This is a genomic window from [Mannheimia] succiniciproducens MBEL55E (assembly GCF_000007745.1).
GTDB lineage: Bacteria > Pseudomonadota > Gammaproteobacteria > Enterobacterales > Pasteurellaceae > Basfia > Basfia succiniciproducens.
The window spans coordinates 325,348-340,054 of record NC_006300.1; the positions used below are offsets into that span (position 1 = coordinate 325,348).

At 41.1% G+C, this 14,707-nt stretch carries 15 protein-coding genes, 1 pseudogene and 1 riboswitch; of the genes and pseudogenes, 3 read left to right on the plus strand and 13 right to left on the minus strand.

From position 1 onward, the window contains the following. Window positions 1–108: 108 nt before the first annotated feature. Complete coding sequence (gene alaS, locus MS_RS01600; protein ID WP_011199530.1) at window positions 109–2,736, minus strand: alanine--tRNA ligase; 2,628 nt, start codon at window positions 2,734–2,736, stop codon at window positions 109–111. A 183-nt stretch (window positions 2,737–2,919) separates the two neighbouring features. Next, window positions 2,920–3,348 carry a universal stress protein UspA gene (uspA, locus tag MS_RS01605; protein ID WP_011199531.1) on the minus strand — a complete coding sequence of 143 codons (429 nt, stop codon included), beginning with the start codon at window positions 3,346–3,348 and terminating at the stop codon, window positions 2,920–2,922. A gap of 186 nt (window positions 3,349–3,534) precedes the next feature. On the opposite strand from uspA, the pseudogene mazG reads away from it, so the two are divergent. Continuing rightward, window positions 3,535–4,336: pseudogene (mazG, locus tag MS_RS01610) on the plus strand (nucleoside triphosphate pyrophosphohydrolase). A gap of 67 nt (window positions 4,337–4,403) precedes the next feature. Here mazG and raiA read toward each other — a convergent pair. The 9 genes from raiA to ppdD form a co-directional block, all read right to left on the minus strand. Further along, on the minus strand, window positions 4,404–4,724 hold the full coding sequence (gene raiA, locus MS_RS01615; protein ID WP_011199534.1) for a ribosome-associated translation inhibitor RaiA: 321 nt from the start codon (window positions 4,722–4,724) through the stop codon (window positions 4,404–4,406). Between the two features lie 248 nt (window positions 4,725–4,972). Next, window positions 4,973–6,364: an alanine/glycine:cation symporter family protein gene (locus MS_RS01620; RefSeq protein ID WP_011199535.1), complete on the minus strand. Its 1,392-nt coding sequence runs from the start codon at window positions 6,362–6,364 to the stop codon at window positions 4,973–4,975. A gap of 103 nt (window positions 6,365–6,467) precedes the next feature. After that, window positions 6,468–6,587, minus strand: a riboswitch (glycine riboswitch). 186 nt (window positions 6,588–6,773) lie between these two features. Continuing rightward, entirely contained in the window at window positions 6,774–7,046 is a 273-nt protein-coding gene (locus MS_RS01625; RefSeq protein WP_011199539.1) for a GNAT family N-acetyltransferase, read from the minus strand. Between the two features lie 16 nt (window positions 7,047–7,062). Further along, entirely contained in the window at window positions 7,063–7,281 is a 219-nt protein-coding gene (gene yacG / locus MS_RS01630) for a DNA gyrase inhibitor YacG (RefSeq protein WP_011199540.1), read from the minus strand. After that, on the minus strand, window positions 7,259–7,903 hold the full coding sequence (coaE, locus tag MS_RS01635; RefSeq protein ID WP_011199541.1) for a dephospho-CoA kinase: 645 nt from the start codon (window positions 7,901–7,903) through the stop codon (window positions 7,259–7,261). Before coaE ends, yacG begins: the two co-directional genes overlap by 23 nt. Before the next feature lie 26 nt (window positions 7,904–7,929). Further along, entirely contained in the window at window positions 7,930–8,646 is a 717-nt protein-coding gene (locus MS_RS01640; RefSeq protein ID WP_011199542.1) for a prepilin peptidase, read from the minus strand. Beyond that, window positions 8,643–9,860 carry a type II secretion system F family protein gene (locus MS_RS01645; protein WP_041639504.1) on the minus strand — a complete coding sequence of 406 codons (1,218 nt, stop codon included), beginning with the start codon at window positions 9,858–9,860 and terminating at the stop codon, window positions 8,643–8,645. The genes MS_RS01640 and MS_RS01645 overlap by 4 nt, the downstream gene beginning before the upstream one ends. Further along, window positions 9,857–11,257 carry a GspE/PulE family protein gene (locus MS_RS01650; protein WP_041639505.1) on the minus strand — a complete coding sequence of 467 codons (1,401 nt, stop codon included), beginning with the start codon at window positions 11,255–11,257 and terminating at the stop codon, window positions 9,857–9,859. The genes MS_RS01645 and MS_RS01650 overlap by 4 nt, the downstream gene beginning before the upstream one ends. Before the next feature lie 13 nt (window positions 11,258–11,270). Continuing rightward, window positions 11,271–11,723, minus strand: a complete 453-nt coding sequence (gene ppdD, locus MS_RS01655) for a prepilin peptidase-dependent pilin (protein WP_011199546.1) — start codon at window positions 11,721–11,723, stop codon at window positions 11,271–11,273. A 103-nt stretch (window positions 11,724–11,826) separates the two neighbouring features. On the opposite strand from ppdD, the gene ampD reads away from it, so the two are divergent. Then, complete coding sequence (gene ampD, locus MS_RS01660) at window positions 11,827–12,399, plus strand: 1,6-anhydro-N-acetylmuramyl-L-alanine amidase AmpD (RefSeq protein WP_011199547.1); 573 nt, start codon at window positions 11,827–11,829, stop codon at window positions 12,397–12,399. Between the two features lie 137 nt (window positions 12,400–12,536). After that, window positions 12,537–13,007, plus strand: a complete 471-nt coding sequence (locus tag MS_RS01665) for a surface-adhesin E family protein (protein ID WP_011199548.1) — start codon at window positions 12,537–12,539, stop codon at window positions 13,005–13,007. Window positions 13,008–13,081: 74 nt separating this feature from the next. On the opposite strand, the gene era is transcribed toward MS_RS01665, so the two are convergent. Further along, window positions 13,082–14,035 (minus strand): GTPase Era, encoded by a 954-nt coding sequence (gene era, locus MS_RS01670; protein WP_011199549.1) that lies wholly within the window; start codon window positions 14,033–14,035, stop codon window positions 13,082–13,084. Further along, complete coding sequence (rnc, locus tag MS_RS01675; RefSeq protein ID WP_011199550.1) at window positions 14,032–14,706, minus strand: ribonuclease III; 675 nt, start codon at window positions 14,704–14,706, stop codon at window positions 14,032–14,034. Before rnc ends, era begins: the two co-directional genes overlap by 4 nt. Between the last annotated feature and the right edge of the window lies 1 nt (window position 14,707).

Below are 14,707 nucleotides of genomic sequence, written 5' to 3' on the forward strand. Positions count from 1 at the left end.
TTACTAAACCCAAATATCGCTACTCAGATAATAAGCAGTGAATTTTCTTATTGAGTATTAGGGTTCATGATTTATTGTAAAAATTCATAAACCCTACTCAAAAATCAGTTAAAGATTACTTTCCAACCAATCGGAACAAGCGGATAATGCGGCACCGACGTTTTCCGGTTGAGAACCGCCGGCCATTGCCATGTCGGGACGACCGCCGCCTTTACCGCCTACTTGTTGAGCCATTAGATTAACAAGTTCGCCGGCTTTAACTTTGCCGGTTAAATCTGCCGTAACTCCGACGATCAGATTTACTTTATCTTCAACTACCGATGCAAATACAATAACGCCGGATCCAAGCTGATTTTTAAGGTCATCAACCATAACGCGTAACGATTTTGTTTCAATACCGTCAAGTTGTTGAACAATGACAGAAATATCGTTAATTTTGACCGCACTTTTAGCTAAATCGGAGCCCGCCTGCATTGCCGCTTTTTCTTTTAATTGCTGCAATTCTTTTTCAGCTTTTTTAGCTTTATCTTGTAATTGCTGGATTTTTTCGACCAAAGACGCCGTATCGGATTTTAATAAATCGGCACTTTGATTAAGAATATTTTGTTGGTTATTCAACCAATTAATCGCATTTTCCGCCGTCACCGCTTCAATACGGCGAATACCGGCGGCAATTGCGCTTTCAGATACGACTTTGAATAAACCTATATCGCCGGTACGTTTAACATGGGTACCGCCGCAAAGCTCGATAGAAAAGCCGGTCATACCGACAACTCGAACCAAATCGCCGTATTTTTCACCGAATAATGCCATCGCACCTTTTTGTTTGGCCGCCTCAATATCCATCACTTCCGTAGTGACGCTGATATTTTCGCGGATTTGACGGTTGACAATGGCTTCAATTTCGATAATTTGTTCTTTGCTGATGGCCTCCGGTTGGATGAAGTCGAAACGCAAGGCGGATTCTGAAACTAATGACCCTTTTTGCGCTACATGATCACCCAATACTTTGCGTAATGCCGCGTGCAATAAGTGGGTCGCACTGTGGTTTGCTGCAACTGCGAGACGTCGTTCGGTATCCACTTGCGCACTAACGGTGTCGCCCACAGATAATGAACCTGATTCCAGTTGTCCGATATGACCGGTTACCTGACCGTATTTCTGTGTGTCATTAATACGAAAAGCCGCTAAGTCCGTCGCAATATAACCGGTATCGCCGATTTGGCCGCCTGATTCTCCGTAAAATGGTGTTCGGTCTAAAATAACTACGGCATTTTCACCGGATTGAACGCGTTCAACGGATTTTCCGTCGGTAAATAGAGCGACAACTTTGGCACTACTTAAAGAAGTGGTTTCATAGCCTTTGAATTCTGTTTGTCCGTCAACTTTAATGACATTGTTGTAGTCAACGCCGAAATTACTGCTTGCCTGAGCTCGGGCTCGTTGAGCCTGCATTTCACGCTCAAAACCTTTTTCATCAATAGTAATATTGCGTTCGCGACAAACATCGGCGGTTAAATCCAACGGGAAACCGTAGGTATCGTATAATTTAAAGGCTACGTCACCGGAAAGTACGTTATCCTTTACTTGTGATAAAGCGTCGTCTAATAGCAATAAACCGCGTTCAAGAGTGCGAGCGAACTGTTCTTCTTCCGCTTTTAAGGTTTTTTCGATTAACGCGCGTTTTTGGTTAACGATTTCGCCGGCATGTTCCATCACGTCCGCTAAGGTCGGCACTAATTTGTAGAAGAATGTTTCTTTAGCACCCAGTAAATGACCATGGCGAACTGCGCGACGGATAATGCGCCGCAATACATAACCTCTGCCTTCATTGGAAGGCATTACGCCGTCGGCAATTAAGTAGGCGCAAGAGCGAATATGGTCGGCGATTACGCGTAATGATTTGTTGGTTAAATCTTTTTCACCGGTTAATTGTGCCACTTTTTTGATTAGTGTTTGGAAAATATCAATATCATAGTTTGAATTAACATGTTGGAGTACCGCCGCAATACGTTCTAACCCCATACCCGTATCTACGGATGGTTTTGGTAATTTTTCCATTGTGCCGTCGGCATGGCGGTTAAATTGCATAAATACGATGTTCCAGATTTCGATATAACGGTCGCCGTCTTCTTCGGGCGTGCCCGGTAAACCGCCCCAAATGTGTTCACCGTGATCATAGAAAATTTCGGTACAAGGACCGCAAGGACCCGTGTCACCCATTGCCCAGAAATTATCCGACGCATAAGGCGCGCCTTTGTTGTCACCAATACGAATAATGTGATCGGCAGGCACGCCTACTTCTTTGTTCCAGATATCATAAGCTTCGTCATCGGTTTCATAGACGGTAACATATAATTTTTCTTTCGGCAGACCAAGCCATTGCGGAGAAGTCAAAAACTCCCAACCGTAGGCAATCGCATCATGTTTAAAATAATCACCGAAACTAAAGTTACCTAACATTTCAAAGAATGTGTGATGACGGGCCGTATAACCGACATTCTCCAGGTCGTTATGTTTACCGCCTGCGCGTACGCAACGTTGCGCTGTGGTGGCTCGGGTATAAGGGCGTTTATCCATTCCTAGGAAAACGTCTTTGAATTGGTTCATTCCGGCATTGGTAAATAATAGGGTAGGGTCATTATGAGGAACAAGAGAACTACTCTCAACGACTTGGTGACCTTTACTATGGAAAAAATCTAAATAGGATTGTCTAATTTGAGCTGTTGTTTTCATTTATATAAACCTTGCTGGTTCTATTTTGTTTAATAATATGCTTTATTGTTACACATTTTTGCGATTTATAGAACGCCTTTTTGTGTTATTTCAGGCAACGGTTACATCTATAAAATGAAAAAATAAACCGCACTTCCATTTGGGAGTGAAAGTGCGGTCGGAATTTAAAAAGTTTTGTTTTGATTAATCTTCATCACGTAACGGCACGACCAACATATCAATTTTAATATTGTTCATTAATTGACGGGTTGAGGACATTAATTTACTCCAGAAGTCTTGGTGGTGGCCGGTAACCAACAAGTCAACATCATATTGATCGATAGCATCGGATAATACCTGTCCTAAGTCGCCGCTGCCGCTTAATTTTTCGGTAATCGGGTAACCTGCCTGTTCGGATAATTCCAATAAAGCCTGTTGAGTTTCGGTTGATATACGATCCTGCATCGAAGACATATTGACATCAATTAACCCTGTATAAAGATCAGAGAAATTTACATCAACATGAATAATTGAAAGTTTAGCTTCATGTCGTTTTGCAATATCAGCCGCTTTTTTCAAAATTACGGAGCTTTCATCGGAAAGATCAACAGCTACTAATATATGTTTATACATAATTTACTCCTTTTTTGATCTAGGGTTAAACCTCTTTGGTTGATAATAATACTATCATTAGTCATGCAGAAAAAATTTGCACTAGATCACGTTTTACAACATTTTTTATGGGTGGGGGAATTATACGGATTATGTTATGATCGGCAAAAATTGATGAAGAAATTGCTAAATAAAAAGAAGGATGATATGTCACGTAATATTCAGGAGTTAAAAAATATCGTTGCTAAATTGCGGGATCCGGACGGCGGTTGCCCCTTGGGATCTGAAACAATTCTATGAATCTATGATTCCCTGTCTAATTGAAGAAAGTTATGAAGTCGTGGAGGCAATCCAACAGAAGAATACGGCGGATTTAAGGGAAGAACTGGGTGATTTACTGATGCAAGTGGTCTTTTTAAGCCAACTGGCGGCGGAAGAAAATAAATTCACCTTTGACGATGTGGTTAATGATATTGCGGAAAAATTAATTTACCGTCATCCTCATGTGTTTGGCGATAAAGAAGCTGCTGACGAACATGCCGCTTTAAGAAACTGGAATGAAATGAAAGCGCGGGAAGCGAAAAATCAAGCCCATACGTCTATTTTAGATAATGTGCCGTTTTCTTTCCCCGCATTATTGAGAGCGGAAAAATTACAGAAAAAATGTGCCAAAGCGGGATTTGATTGGCAGCAGGTTGCGCCGGTTATTGCTAAAGTTGAGGAAGAACTTGAGGAAGTAACACAGGAAATTAATTGTCCGGCACCTCAACAAGCAAAATTAGAAGAAGAAATAGGTGATTTACTTTTTGCAGTGGTTAATTTAAGCCGCCATTTAAAATGTCAGGCTGAAGAAAGTTTGCGCAAGGCAAATCATAAATTTGAGCGGCGTTTCCGCGCAGTTGAAGATAAATTACGGCAACAGAATAAGACCGCTACCGAAAGTTCGTTAATGGAAATGGATATGCTTTGGGACGAAGTAAAACACGAAGAAAAAGTATCGTCTGATTAAAATTACCATAAAAATGAAGGCGGTATGCTACCGCCTTCTTCAAATTAAATTTTAACAATTACAATTATTATTCAAAAGAATCTTTTAAACGTTCGCTTGCTCTGCGAGATTCATCTTTATGCTGCAATTTATTCAATTGTTTTTCTAATTTTTCTTCAACTTCATTAATTGCTTTATACATATCATCCGATTGAGCGGTAGCCTGCAGATTGCCTATTGGAGTGCCGATTGAGGCGTCGACTTGGAAACCGTTTGGAATCTTGCTCAAAATGAAATGGGGATTAATTAACTGAGTGTGCCATTTTTCTAATTTTGCAAGTCTCTCTTCTACGTGGGTACGAATTGCGGGAGTAATGTCCATTTGTTTACTTGTGATATTTAGTGTCATAGCATTTACCTCGTTCTATGAGTAATGAGTTTTACAACTCTGGTTTGAATCCTTGATTACAAAATAGCTACCTCCGTGAGACTTTTCAAGTACTTTATTCGTAATCATTTAAGAAAGTTTTCAAAATATGATCTATGTAGAAGTTTTACAAAAAAGTTATTTTTTTATTTAAAAAAGTTGCTATGATTTGAAAGTTATTGGGCTCGATATAAGCGAATTATCGAGCCCTTTTTTATTTTATTTCCGGATTAGCTGTTCACTATTTGTTCTTCATTATCGTCTAAACTGTAATTATTTGTTTTTAAACGCATAAAGTAATCTTTTGTTTCGCTGACGATAACCTTACGTAAGCCAATTAAGGCGATTAAGTTAGGGAATGCCATTAAACCGTTTACGATATCCGCCAGAATCCAGATTAAATCAAGTTTAATAAATGCACCGCAAGCAACTAAGATAATGAAAGCCGTGCGGTAAAGCTTGATACCTTTGATTCCGACCAAATAAACGAAACAACGTTCGCCGTAATAACACCAGCCTAAAATAGTGGTAAATGCGAAAAATAATAACCCGACGGTGACAATAGTAGCACCGATATTCGTACCCAAACCTTGGCTGAAAGCGTAGTTGGTTACCGCCGCGCCCGCCATATCCGAAGATTGCCACGCACCGGTAATGACTAAAACCAAGCCGGTCATTGAACATACGATAATGGTATCAAGGAAGGTTCCCGTCATTGAAATCAAACCTTGGCGCACCGGTTCTTTGGTATGTGCAGCCGCAGCTGCGATAGGCGCGCTACCTAAACCTGATTCGTTAGAGAAAATACCGCGGGCCACACCGGACTGAATAGCTTTCATAACTGTGAAACCCAAAGCACCGCCTAATGCTGCTTCCGGGTTAAAGGCGCTTTCAATGATCAAGGCAAGTGCTGAAGGCACTTTATCCGCATTAATTAATAAAATAATCAATGAGGTAGTAACATATAACACCGCCATAAACGGTACAATGTAAGAGGAAACCGCGGCAATGCGTTTTACACCGCCTAAAATAATCGCCGCTACAAGAATGGTGATAATTGCCGCACTGATAGTTACGGGAACGCTGAATGTATCGTTCATAGCATGAGTAATAGCATTTATTTGCGGAAAGGTACCGATGCCAAAGAATGCTACCAGCACGCCAAAAACGGCAAATAATTTAGCTAACCATTTAATACCAAGCCCACGTTCAATATAATACATCGGGCCGCCCGCCATGAAACCGTTTTTATCGCGAACACGGTATTTTACCGCCAGTAAACATTCCGCATATTTGGTGGACATACCAAGTAACGCCACTAACCACATCCAGAACATAGCGCCCGGGCCGCCCGCCTGAATCGCTGTGGCTACACCGACAATATTTCCCGTTCCGATTGTTGCGGAAAGTGCGGTACATAAAGCCTGAAATGCGGAAACGTCACCTCTTTGGTGATTGCCTTCCTCTTTTTTGAACATATAAGCGAATGCTCTCGGCAAATGGCGAATTTGCAAAAAGCCGAGACGTAAAGTCAAATATAAACCTGTACCGGAAAGTAAAATTAAAAGCGGCGGACCCCAAATAAAAGAGTCGATTGATGATAAAATCGTTTCTAACGACATTATGTTGATTCCTCGTAAACTTCAAAATATACAAGGAGGCGAAAAGAAATGGTGATAAAAAAGCAATACGCTCAAGTGTGAGTGATCAGATTCAACCGAATTATCTCTTGCCCCTGTCCTTTTGCCTGAGCGTTTCAAGAAAATCGGTCAAAATTGACCGCACTTTTGCGCCTTCGGCGTCCATTTTGTGCTAAGCACATTGGATCTCTCCAAGGGTTCGTCCAGTAACAGTCCTTGCAAATTACTTTGCGCCTGAAAGATTTTTCATCGTCGGCGTAGGGTTAATTCCCCACTCTCCAGCTACCTTCATCCGAACTTGACTTTTATGGTGAAAATAAAAGTGCGGTAGATTTTAGCATAATTTTTTAAAATCTCAACCGCACTTTTTCTATGCAAAATATAGGTAAATTCAGGATTTTTGGTGGTCCCGCCGCCATTTTTTAGCAATGTAACTACAACTCGGTATTAATTCAAGCCGTTTTTCTTTAATCAGCTGAATTAACGCCTGATAAAGTTTATCCGCTATACCTTGCCCGCGTAAGCTGTCGGATACGTAAGTATGGTTGGCGTTAATTACCCGAGGCGATTGATAGAAATAGGTGAGTTTAGCAACTTTTTCACCGGTTTCCGAAAGAATAAAAAATTCGCCTTGTTGTTGATCTTCCGTATGCTGAATTTTCATTGAGTTTATTCCTAATTTAATGTTTTGCCCAATCTTCGTTATTTTCCGGATCCATTGCAAAGTCTGCGTTTTCACAAGGAATGGCTTTTTCTTCCGCCGCCCATTCGCCTAAATCGATTAATTGGCAGCGTTTGCTACAAAAAGGACGATAAGGGCTTTGCGGGGACCAAATTACCGCCTTTTTGCAAATAGGGCAGTCAACGGTAAAGGTTTCATCTGTCGTTTTTGTTGTCATATGTTGAACTCTTTTGTTGAGCAAGTTGTAAGTATCGCTGATGTAATTCTAACACTTTTTGTTTGATGCGGTCGCCGTTTTGCGCAAAATCCTCGTCATTATTGATAATATCATCGGCGAAGGTTAAACGTTTTTCACGGCTCACTTGAGAATTCATAATTTGTTGAATGAGTTCCCGCTGATTTTTATCCCGCTTGGTCGCGCGTTCAAGCTGGGTTTGCGGCGACACATCAATAATAAGAATGCGATCGCAAAGCGACATGAGGTTATTTTCAATGAGCAAAGGTACAACGAATAAAACATAAGGCGCTTGTTGCGCCTGTAATTGGCGTTGCATTTCCTCATTAATCGCCGGATGTAAAAGGGCATTCAGCCAATTTTTTTGTTCGGGTCGGTTGAAGATAATTTCCCGTAATTTGCTGCGGTTGAGTTCGCCGCCGTTTGTGAGAATATCCGCACCGAAATGCGTCGCTATTTTGCTCAGTAAAGGCGAACCTTTTTCGACAAGCCGGCGGGATACCTCGTCGGCATCAACAACGGGTACGCCTAATTCCATAAAAAGATCGGCGATGGTACTTTTGCCACTGCCAATGCCACCGGTTAAACCTACGATATAAGCCATATTTTGTCCTTTTTATTGATTGTTCTTCATATTAACATCTTTATAAAAAGAGTCACAAGGTTAGCGGTACAGAGAAAAGGCGCGAAAGGAACAAGGCTGATTTTTGTGTGGGCTAGGAGGCGGTTATAAATTAAAGCATAAAATAAGGCTAAAAGGCAGGCAAGGCTTATCATCAGCGGAATATCCCGCCAGGATAAACCTGCGGATAATGCGCTGATTAGCCAATAATCGCCCTGCCCGAATACTTCTTTTTTGTAGCAAAGTTTGCTTATGTGGTATACAAGATAAAAAATAACAAAAGAAATTACCGCACTTTCAACAACATCTTCCAAAGAATTGGAAATTAGGCGGAAATAACTTGCGCCTGACAGAATTAACAGCAACAACTGGCATAAAGCAGGTTCAATGAGCTGATAATGCCAATCGAGTTTGCCGATAATAAACAATAAAACAAGATAGCTCATGTAAAAACAGGTGAGCGTTAAGTCTTTTGTCAAGGTTTGTATGATAGAACAAAGTACAATTGAGACCCCGATATAAATCCATTGATTGGCAAGGGAAAGCGGACTTAATTGACCTGCTTGGTCGGCTTGTTCAATGGTAAAGTGCGGTTGTTTTTGCGGAAATATTTGGTAAAAGGCGTAATAAATATCCTTATGCAGTTTTGTTCGAAAATTGCTTAAATAGTAATAGGTTAAGTAACCAAGCAAACAAGCGAAAAACACAAGATATAAATTACTCACATTATATTCCCCATATTAAAAATAGGAAGATACATTCCGAGCATAATTACACCAATGATAATGCCGATGAGCAGCATTAGAAAAGGTTCGAGCAATTGGGAAAGCAAATCGATTTTGTGATCAAGTTGTTGCTGATAATCGTCGGCAATTTTTTGCAGAATGTTGCTTAGTTGACCGGAACTTTCACCCACCTGCAAAATTTGTTGTGCCTGTTGAGGAAACAGACGGCTTCCTACGCTGTTAGAAAAGCCGTAACCTTGCTTTATCCAATGTAAAATAGCTTGAACTTCTTCAACTAAGATAAGATCACCGGGCAAAGCGCCGGTGTTTTGCCATGTTTTGATCTGCGGCAGAAAAGCCTGCAATCCTTGTTGTAGCGGAATACCTGCGTTTAACATTAATTGCAGGCTGCGACAGAAATTAATCAGCCTTGCCTGCTGTTTAATGGTACTTATGAGCGGCATTAATGCCATGAGTTGTTGGGCGCATTTATATAACCATATTGAATGACGCCACTGTTTTTTGATAAATATAAAAGTTAATGTGGCGACACCGATTATATACCAAATATAATGAGTTAAACTGTGCGATAAAACTAACAAAAATTTAGTGATGAACGGGAGATCTTGGTTGTTATCCTGATACATTTCGGCAAATTGAGGTACGATAAATATTAATAGCAATAATGTTAGCGTCGCAGATATAACAAGCACCACCAAAGGGTAAAGCAGAATTTTTTGTATTTTGCGTTGTAATGCCAATTGCTGTTGGCGAAAATGAGCAATTTGGCTGCAAACATAACTTAGTTTTCCGCTCATTTCACCTACTTTAATCAACTGTAACTCTTGGGCTGAGAGATATAATCCTTGCAGTTCAATGGACTTGGAAAAAGCAAAGCCGCGTTCCAATTGCGATAATAAATTGCGCAGCCATTGATTCAACGGAATCGAACTGCAATTTTGGATAAGAATATGCAGGCTTTCTTTTAAGGGGATTTGAGCATCCAATAATGTCGCCAGTTGGTTCAGCACATCACAAATTTCTGCATTGCTTACTTTGTACCTAAGTTGCCAATCTTGTTGCAGCTTGATTTCATATAAATTTCGCGCCAGCAGGTTTTGTTTTGCCTGAATGTCCGATTCCGCCAGAATAAAGCCTGATTGGGTTTGTTTTAGCCGATTGAGAGCTTTCCAGCGATAGCGTTTTAATGTCATTTTTCACTTCCTAATACGCGCAATAATTCCTGCTTATCGGTAATTTGTTGTTGTACTTTGTTTTTTGCCGCCTGATAAAGGGAAGGAAAATCCGTGACATATTGCCATTTCTGAGCTTGCCACCGGGGATGAAGAAACTGATAAATGCCGATACGTCCTCGGTAACCTTGATGACAGTCGCAGTTGATAAAATTTTCGGAAAATTGACCGCACTTTTGGCAACGCTTTCGCACTAAGCGTTGGGCGATAATAAGGAGCAGGCTATTATCGATTTCATGCTGTTTAATTCCCAGTTGCAATAAGCGTGAAATTGCGGAGTAAGCATTGTTAGTATGCAAGGTGGATAGAACCAAATGCCCGGTTTGCGCTGCACGTAATGCCATTTGAGCACTTTCATCATCACGGATTTCACCTAGCATAATGACATCCGGATCCTGACGTAGAAATGTGCGCAGCAGTCGGCTGAAACTCAAGCCTATTTGAGGCTGTATTTGGGTTTGAATAATCCCTTCAAGTTCAATTTCAATGGGATCTTCCGCCGTCATTATATGCTTTGAGGCGCTATTAAGCCATTGCAGCGCCGTATAAAGGGTGATACTTTTCCCGCTACCGGTCGGGCCGGTCACTAAAATTAAGCCTTGCGGCTGATTAAGTGCTTGTTCGAGTTTTTGTTGTTGCGCAGGCTCCATACCAAGTTGTTCAAAGCTGAAATCCACCGGTTTATTTTGTTGTAAACGCAGCACGATTTTTTCACCGTTACTGGTGGCAAGGGTCGATATACGAAAATCCAGGGTTTCGGCGAAGGTGGTTTTGAAATCAAAACGTCCGTCTTGCGGTAAGCGGGTTTCGCTGATATCTAATTTTGCCAACAGTTTTAATCTTGAAATAATGCGCCCTGCTAAAGAAAGATTAACGGGTGTTTGTTGTTGCAACACACCGTCAATCCTAAAACGAATCCGAAGCTGGTTTTTTTGCGGCTCGAAATGAATATCGGAGGCATTTTTACTTAGGGCGCTCTCAAAAATATTATTTAATAAACGGATAATAGGTTCGTCGGTATTTTTATTTTCCTTATTTTGAGAGAGGCTTTCCGTATAAATCAATGATGTTTCTTCAATACTTAATGATTGCGGTTCATCCGGTTGCAATAATGATTTTAAGGTTTCGTTACTGACTAATACGGGTTCAACAATTTTGCCGGTTAAAAAGGAAAAGGTTTCGCAAGCGGCGATATTTTCTACATTATCAATGGCAAGCCATAGTTTTTGCTCTTCCTCTTTGATGGGTACGGCAAGATAGCGTAACAATACATGTTGCTGCTGTTGATTGCGTTGCCACAATTCGTGATCAATCATGTATTGTTCGCCATTGCCGGCAATGATTTTAATTGATTGCATTAGTCGGACATCGCTATTCTTTATTATCACAAAAACCTGCCGGGAAAATATCTTTAGGCGTGCAGGTTGTCGTCCAACTGATACCTTCCGAAGCATTACCGGTAGCTTTGGTCGAATAACTGACACCGGATAAACTGCCTTTACCGGTAACGGAAATCGTACCACTGCTCACGGTGACGGCATCAACGTATTTCCCTTTTGTTTTCGCCGGTTCGGCAATACCGTTGGCACCGCTTGAGCAGTCTTTTTCACCGCCTTTTTCATAAATACATAATTCCACATCGGCTTTATAGGGTGCGCCCGCCTGCAATAATTCGGAAATTGCCGCCCGTTTGGTGTAATTTTGATAAGAGGGAATTGCAATAGTAGCGAGAATGGCAATAATAGCGATAACAATCATTAATTCAATCAGTGTAAAACCTTTGCGAATGGCAGGGTACTGAGATAAAGTGCGGTAATTTTTCATGAATTTTCCTTATGTTAGAGAGAATAGTATTAACATCTAATAAAAGAAAAATGTGAGCAAATTTTTTCATTTTAATTCTCGAGCAGGATCGCAAAAATAAAAAATGATGACAGTAAAACATCCAATAAAAATTAAAAACGGTTGGCTAAGCGGAGTAAGAAAAATTATTTCGCCCCATTTCGACTCGCGTCCGTCGCAAGCGGATATTTCCCTCTTAGTTATTCATTATATTAGTCTACCGCCCGAACAGTTTGGCGGCGGTTATATTGAGGATTTTTTCCAAGGAAAATTAAATCCGGAAACTCATCCTTATTTCCAGACTATTTACCAAATCAGGGTTTCGGCTCATTGTTTAATTGGACGGGACGGGCGGGTCACTCAGTTTGTCAGCTTTAATGATCGGGCTTGGCACGCGGGCGAATCCTGCTTTCAAGGGAGGGAAAAATGCAATGATTATGCTATCGGCATTGAACTGGAAGGAAGTAATGAACAGCCTTTTACCGAAGTGCAGTATCAACGTTTAGCGGAGTTAACGAACATCATTCGACATTATTACCCGAAAATAACCGAAGATCGTATTGTGGGACATTGTGATGTTGCGCCGGGGCGAAAGATTGACCCCGGTCAGTATTTTGAATGGACAAAATATTTCGATTTACTGAAAGAAAGCCAATAAATATTTTTTCTGCTCGCATCATTTTAAATAGAAGCTACTGATTTAAAACATCTATAAGCGCTAGCGGTTTGCAGAAAAGTGTGCCACAATAAACTAACCTTATCGCACCGCTTGCATTATGGTTTAAGGAGCTCAAGATGAAAAAATCAGTTTTGTTATTTATTGCTGCATCAATGCTTGTTGCTTGTTCAACAGGCAGTATTAGCCAGCGAACATTACCAGCGGATCCGTTGCTGCCGCCATCTTTAGTACAACCAGGTTTTGTAAGAATGCCGCATAATTTGCATTATTATGCAGATATCAATTCGGTGTGGGTGGATTCGGACAGTAAAAATATGATTCATTTTGATGCGGTGATTAATTTGCGAAAAGGTCCTCATGTTTATAGCGACCGCGATAAAATCGCAAAATCTATGCGTCAGGCGAAAGTGGTCAATTGCGATACCATGAAACTAACTCATTTAAAAACCGATTATTATTCCGAATTCTGGGGAACCGGTGATCCCGTTACGCCCGAACATCAAAAAATGAGAACGGTGGATTTACGTAAAGGCTCGTCACTTTATACCTTAGCCCAAGTGCTTTGTATCAATTTATACAGAAAATAATTGAATTATAAGTAAAAAACTGCGGTCGAAATTTTAAAAATTTCGACCGCAGTTTTTCAGAAAAGAGTAACGGATTAATATTCTTCCATATAACCCAGGCTGCGTAAGGCTCGTTCGTCATCCGCCCAGCCGGATTTCACTTTAACCCATAATTCAAGATGTACTTTATTATCAAACAAACGTTCCATATCTGCGCGGGCTTCAATGCCGACGGTTTTAATTTTCTGACCGCCTTGTCCGATAACCATTTTCTTTTGGCCTTCCCGTTCGACGAGGATTAATCCGTTAATTTCGTAAGTACCGCGCTCGTTCATTTTAAATTGTTCGATTTCGACGGTAACCGAATAAGGCAGTTCTTCGCCCATAAAGCGCATAAGTTTTTCACGGATAATTTCCGACGCCATAAAACGTTGCGAGCGATCGGTAACATAATCTTCCGGGAAATGGTGAACGCCTTTACGCAAAGACTGACGAACCACTTTTTGTAGATTATGTACGTTATTGCCGCGTTGTGCGGAAATAGGGATAATTTCTTTAAAATTGAATTTACCGCTTAATTCGGTGATGAACGGCAAGAGTTCATCTTTATTTTTGATATTATCTATTTTGTTGATTGCCAATACTACAGGCGCTTTTGAGGCCCGTAATTTATTGAGCACCATTTCGTCGTCCGCATTCCAGTGAATACCGTCCACAACGAAGATAATTAAATCTACATCGCTGATTGCGCTGCTTGCCGCACGGTTCATTAAGCGGTTAATGGCGCGTTTTTCTTCAATGTGCAACCCCGGCGTATCCACATAAATGGCTTGATAAGGGCCTTCGGTATGAATTCCGACGATGCGGTGTCTGGTGGTTTGCGCTTTACGCGAAGTAATTGAAATTTTTTGTCCTAAAATTTTGTTCAGTAGGGTCGATTTGCCTACATTCGGACGACCGACGATAGCAACGAAGCCACAATAGGTTTCTTGCTCGGCGGCAGTTGTTTCATTGTGTTGTACAATGTTTTCCGGTTTTGTTTCTGTCATTTGATTTCCAATGCTGTCAAAATTTGTTCTGCGGCGGCTTGTTCCGCTTTACGGCGGCTACTGCCGACGCCGATAAACGTGCGGTCAAGGTTCGGCACATGGCATTCGATAGTAAAGGTTTGGCAGTGTGCTTCCCCTTTTATGTCTTTTACATCGTAAGTCGGTAGTGCTAAACGGTGACCTTGTAAATATTCCTGTAATCTTGTTTTCGGGTCTTTTTGGTTTTCGCCGGGTTTGATTTCCCGTAATAATTTTTCATACCAATGTAAGGTAATTTGTGTAGCGCTGACTAAACTGCTGTCTAGCGATATCGCGCCGATAATAGCTTCGACACAGTCCGCCAGAATTGATTCGCGACGGAAACCGCCGCTTTTCAGTTCGCCATGTCCAAGCGCCATATATTCGCCGAGTTTAAACTGGCGGGCCAGAATTGCCAATGTAGGCTCTCTGACAAGGGTTGCGCGCATACGGCTCAATTCCCCTTCATTACATTTAGGAAATTGATGATATAAGGCGTCGGCAATCGTGTAATTCAAAATCGCATCGCCTAAAAATTCAAGGCGTTCGTTATGTTTGGTGGCGGCACTACGGTGCGTTAACGCTTGTTTTAGCAACGTAATATCTTTAAATTCATAACTTATCTGACGTTGTAATCTATCTAAATGGTTCATA

Bases quoted from the DNA above. Each gene is read 5' to 3' on its own strand.
- alaS (WP_011199530.1), bottom strand. From the start codon at position 2,736: ATGAAAACAACAGCTCAAATTAGACAATCCTATTTAGATTTTTTCCAT.
- uspA (WP_011199531.1), bottom strand. From the start codon at position 3,348: ATGTATAAACATATATTAGTAGCTGTTGATCTTTCCGATGAAAGCTCC.
- raiA (WP_011199534.1), bottom strand. From the start codon at position 4,724: ATGACACTAAATATCACAAGTAAACAAATGGACATTACTCCCGCAATT.
- MS_RS01620 (WP_011199535.1), bottom strand. From the start codon at position 6,364: ATGTCGTTAGAAACGATTTTATCATCAATCGACTCTTTTATTTGGGGT.
- MS_RS01625 (WP_011199539.1), bottom strand. From the start codon at position 7,046: ATGAAAATTCAGCATACGGAAGATCAACAACAAGGCGAATTTTTTATT.
- yacG (WP_011199540.1), bottom strand. From the start codon at position 7,281: ATGACAACAAAAACGACAGATGAAACCTTTACCGTTGACTGCCCTATT.
- coaE (WP_011199541.1), bottom strand. From the start codon at position 7,903: ATGGCTTATATCGTAGGTTTAACCGGTGGCATTGGCAGTGGCAAAAGT.
- MS_RS01645 (WP_041639504.1), bottom strand. From the start codon at position 9,860: ATGACATTAAAACGCTATCGCTGGAAAGCTCTCAATCGGCTAAAACAA.
- MS_RS01650 (WP_041639505.1), bottom strand. From the start codon at position 11,257: ATGCAATCAATTAAAATCATTGCCGGCAATGGCGAACAATACATGATT.
- ppdD (WP_011199546.1), bottom strand. From the start codon at position 11,723: ATGAAAAATTACCGCACTTTATCTCAGTACCCTGCCATTCGCAAAGGT.
- ampD (WP_011199547.1), top strand. From the start codon at position 11,827: ATGATGACAGTAAAACATCCAATAAAAATTAAAAACGGTTGGCTAAGC.
- MS_RS01665 (WP_011199548.1), top strand. From the start codon at position 12,537: ATGAAAAAATCAGTTTTGTTATTTATTGCTGCATCAATGCTTGTTGCT.
- era (WP_011199549.1), bottom strand. From the start codon at position 14,035: ATGACAGAAACAAAACCGGAAAACATTGTACAACACAATGAAACAACT.
- rnc (WP_011199550.1), bottom strand. From the start codon at position 14,706: ATGAACCATTTAGATAGATTACAACGTCAGATAAGTTATGAATTTAAA.